We start from the raw sequence: 2,756 nt of genomic DNA, 5'->3' as shown, positions 1-2,756 counted from the left end.
CCCGGCCCGGAACCCCGGCCCGGAACCCCGGCCCCGAACCTCGTGCCGGACGGCCGTCCGGGCCGCCGGAGGCTTTCCGGAAGCTTTCCGGAGACTCTCCGAGGCGCTCCGGGGCTCTCCGGGGCTGTTCGGAGGCCGCCCGGTCGGGCTCGCCCCGGCGGGTGAGCGGTCGTCAACAAGGCCTCTGACCTGGCCCCTCTTACGGGCGAACTCCCCGCCGCCACACGGCAGTCCGCGTCACCTGCTCGAACCTGTCGCCCGGTGACCGGTTCTGATCGTTCGCCAGGCCGGGAAAGTCAGGGGTTGCCGAGCCCCAAGGCTGGGAAACCGCCCCCCAGGCCGCCAAATTGGTCACCCTGAGCGCCCGTTCGATCACGTTAAGCCGGATGAACGATGACAGCTCCGGTCAATGTCAGCCGAACATGCGCAACAAATGGATCCCAAACGACCACTTCGACCACACGGTGTAGCTGTCATTGCACAAAGCGTTATTCTCTCCTGGATGCACGTCACCACGCGTCCCGCTCGAACGGACGCTTCGGGGAGTGCTCTCCGCGCAGGCGGAGGTGATCCGTCCACAGTTCTGCCTCTGGGAGTCCCGTGTACCCACCCGTCCGGAACGACGCGCCTGCACCCTCCCGCCCGTCGTCCGCGCCCCTGCGTCCCCGCACCGGCCTCCGCGACCGGCCGACCGCCGAGCGGCAGATCTCCACGGGCCTGACCCTGTTGCGCACCCTGCTCCGCAGCCAGTTCGCCGCCACGCCCCAACTCGCGCTCGCCGGCGGACCGTTCGTCCAGCCGCAGCCGCAGCCGCCCGGCCTGGCACTGCGCACCACCGCCGCCGGCTCGACCGGCACCGGCTCGCGCGGCCGCACCGGCAGCGCCGGCCGGGGCCGCGCCCGGACCGCGCCCAGCCCCGGCTACGAGACCGAGCACAACCCGGTCATGGAGCTGGTCGAACGGGCCCAGGCCGGCGAGAGCGAGGCCTTCGGCCGGCTCTACGACCACTACGCGGACACCGTCTACCGCTACATCTACTACCGGGTCGGCAGCCGGGCCACCGCCGAGGACCTCACCAGCGAGACCTTCCTGCGCGCCCTGCGCCGGATCGGCACCTTCACCTGGCAGGGCCGGGACTTCGGCGCCTGGCTGGTCACCATCGCCCGCAACCTGGTCGCCGACCACTTCAAGTCCAGCCGCTTCCGGCTGGAGGTCACCACCGGCGAGATGCTCGACTCCAACGAGTGCGAGCGCAGCCCCGAGGAGTCGGTGCTGGAGTCGCTCTCCAACGCCGCCCTGCTGGACGCGGTGCGCCGGCTCAACCCGCAGCAGCAGGAGTGCGTCACCCTGCGCTTCCTGCAGGGGCTGTCGGTGGCCGAGACGGCCCGGATCATGGGCAAGAACGAGGGCGCCATCAAGACCCTCCAGTACCGCGCCGTCCGCACCCTGGCCCGGCTGCTCCCGCCCGACGCGCGATGAGCCGCGCCGAGGACGGCACCGGCTCCGTGCGGTCCGGCACCGTACGGTCCGGCCGGCCGTCATCGTTCGCGCCCGGCCGACACGTCAGGGTGAACGGTAGGTCCGATGATCTGCCGTGCGTAACCGACCGCCCGCACCGCTCGTTGGCCAACGTGCAAGCCCCCACCAGGCGTACGGTCAAGTCGAATTGCGGCCTATCACCCGATGGAGTGGCTTTGGCCAGCCGGGGCAACCGTCCGGCGGGCCGGGCTGTCGACAACGACGAAGGGAGGTGTGGCCCGTGACGGCAAACGTGCTTGAGCACCGGCGGGCGAAGGCCTTCGCCGAGGCGCTGGAGGCCCACCAGGCGGAGCAACGCGCTGCGGCCAACGCCGAATCGGACAACACCGCTGCCACCGGCGCGGGTTCGGCCGCGATGGCCGGGCTGGTCGGACTGGCCGACGCACTGGGGGCACTGCCCGGGCCGGTGCTGGACCGGGAGGTCCATACGGTCCAACGCGCCCAGCTGATGGCCGCGTTCGAGCAGGCCTTCGCCGGCGGGACGGGCACCCCGGTGCCCCGCCAGCGCCGCCACCGGGCGATCCGGACGGCGCCGCGCGGCCGCTGGAGCCGCCGGTTCGCGATCGGCGGGCTGGTCGCCGGGCTCGCCGTCGGCAGCCTGGCCGGCGTCGCCGCGGCCAGCTCCAACGCCCTCCCCGGGGACAGCCTGTACGGCCTCAAACGCGGCTTGGAAGGGCTCCGGCTCGACTTCGCGGGCTCCGACTCCGAACGCGGCGAGATGCTGCTCGACAACGCGGCCACCCGGCTCGGCGAGGCCAAGACCCTGGTCGGCCGCACCGACCAGGCCGGCGCGCTCAGCCCGGCCACCGTCGAACAGGTCCGCCGCGCCCTGGACGACATGCACGCCGACGCCCTCAAGGGCCGCGAGCTGCTGCGCTCGGTCTACCGCAGCAACGGCTCGCTCGACCCGATGCGGGCCCTGGCCGGCTTCGCCCACGACGAGGACGGCCGGTGGAGCGAGCTGCAGGGCCGGCTGCCCGTCCAGCTCACCCAGCAGGCCGACCTGGTGAACCGGCTCTTCGACGACATAAGCGAGGACGTCGCGCCCCTGCGCCTGGTCCTGCCCCCTGCTCAGAGCGGTGGCGCGGCCGGCGACGGAGCGGGCGACGGTTCGTCCCACTCGACCGGTGGTTCCCCGGCCGGCTCCCCGGCGGCCGGCTCCGGCACCTCGGCCGGCACCGACCAGGCCCCGGGCTCCGGCGCCGCCGGCAACCGCC

General features: G+C 73.1%; 2 protein-coding genes. Both read left to right on the top strand.

Annotated elements, in window-relative coordinates; genetic code table 11:
* Positions 1–705: 705 nt before the first annotated feature.
* Positions 706–1,479 (top strand): ECF subfamily RNA polymerase sigma factor, BldN family, encoded by a 774-nt coding sequence (locus AE652_RS39065; RefSeq protein ID WP_049660260.1) that lies wholly within the window; start codon positions 706–708, stop codon positions 1,477–1,479.
* A gap of 280 nt (positions 1,480–1,759) precedes the next feature.
* Positions 1,760–2,756, top strand: a 997-nt coding sequence (locus tag AE652_RS46980) for a DUF5667 domain-containing protein (protein WP_159028697.1), incomplete at its 3' end; no start/stop codon positions are given.

It is taken from the genome of Kitasatospora sp. MY 5-36 (genome assembly GCF_001182915.1).
Lineage (GTDB): Bacteria > Actinomycetota > Actinomycetes > Streptomycetales > Streptomycetaceae > Kitasatospora.
This window is presented reverse-complemented; position numbering and strand designations above follow the sequence as displayed.